Here is a 1,262-nt window from a genome sequence, read left to right on the forward strand (position 1 = left end):
TTCATCGTGCCGACTCCTTCCGTCGGAAGTGGGTTTGGTGGTTAGGGGCGGCGGCACCGGGGCTTGCTTTCCACGGCTGTTGCACCTGGTGTCGTCCGCATGCAATGTGAAGTTGTGGTGGTGCTGGTCAGTGCCAGTGCTGCACGACAGTGACGCAGCGGTGACCACCGATCGCGGTGACCGTGAGGAACACGACGATCACCGGGATCGCGAGGACACCGGCACCGAGCGCGGCCAGCCAGGTCCACACCATCCACGCGGCGAACGCGAGGACGGCCAGCACGACCAGGGCCAGGACACCGCCGAAGCCGAACCAGAACTGACGGACCTTGCGGTCACGCTCCCGGATCGCCGCCTGGCGGACCTTCCAGCGCCCGTACAGCAGCCGTTCCTGCGCCCGGCGGGCGGCCAGCTCGGTTGCGTTGAGCCGCTCCAGGTCGGCGACCATCGCCGGGTCCGGGTAGTAATGGACAACCGGACGGGTCGGCTGCGATGTGGGCAGGTGCGCGTTGCGGGCCATGAGATCGGCCCTCCCTTCGCTAGGGATCGGTTTCCATCCGCTATTTGCGGGTGGTCTGTGAGAGGTCCGTCAGGCCGCGACCAGCGTCCGGCCGGGACTCTGTTCGCGGACCGTGCGACGCAGCAGGGCCGCGTACTTGGCGATCGCGGCGCAGGCGTCGTCGTCGAGGTAGGCGACCTTCACCAGGTGCGGACTTCCGCCCTCGGAGATCAGCAGCCCGACACCCGATGTCCGAGGACGAGTTGGTGGTGCATCGGCCGGCGAACCGCCACGCGAACAGGTCCCGCAGCGACGTCGGGATGATGTCCGAGCTGGGACGCTGGGTAGCGGCGATGACGATCAGGCCGACCGCCCGTCCCCGCGCGACCAGGTCCCGCAGCAGCGACGCGAAGTCGTCGCGGTCCGTCTTCTTACCGACCGTCGCGGAGAAGTACGCGATCTCGTCGACGCCGATTACGTACGGCAGGAACGCGTCCCGGGGTGTGATTTTCCGACGTCCGCAGGCCAGCAGGTATGCGTAACGGCGGTCCATCATCGTTTGCAAGCGCTTGAGCACGCTCAGCGCCTGACTCAGATCCGGGCCGACGAACACGTCCGCGCACTCGCGCCACTGCCCCAGCTCGACCTGCTTACCGTCGAACAGGCACAGCTTGCAGTCCAGCGACAACGCGGCGTGCGCCATCGCACCGTTGAGCAGACCCGACTTACCCGCGCCCGGCTCGCCACCGATCAGCAGATTCTT

The 1,262-nt window shown here is 67.3% G+C and carries 2 protein-coding genes; both read right to left on the bottom strand.

Annotated elements, in window-relative coordinates; all coding sequences use genetic code 11:
• Positions 1-127: 127 nt before the first annotated feature.
• Positions 128-520, bottom strand: a complete 393-nt coding sequence (locus ADL15_RS17020) for a hypothetical protein (protein WP_067691447.1) — start codon at positions 518-520, stop codon at positions 128-130.
• A 40-nt stretch (positions 521-560) separates the two neighbouring features.
• A partial coding sequence (locus tag ADL15_RS51490; RefSeq protein ID WP_269748350.1) for an FtsK/SpoIIIE domain-containing protein occupies positions 561-1,262 on the bottom strand: 702 nt, incomplete at its 5' end.

The organism is Actinoplanes awajinensis subsp. mycoplanecinus (genome assembly GCF_001509495.1).
In the GTDB taxonomy this organism is placed as follows: Bacteria; Actinomycetota; Actinomycetes; order Mycobacteriales; family Micromonosporaceae; genus Actinoplanes; species Actinoplanes palleronii.

Excerpts from the sequence above, each read along its gene's own strand:
- ADL15_RS17020 (WP_067691447.1), bottom strand. The coding sequence starts at position 520 with ATGGCCCGCAACGCGCACCTGCCCACATCGCAGCCGACCCGTCCGGTT.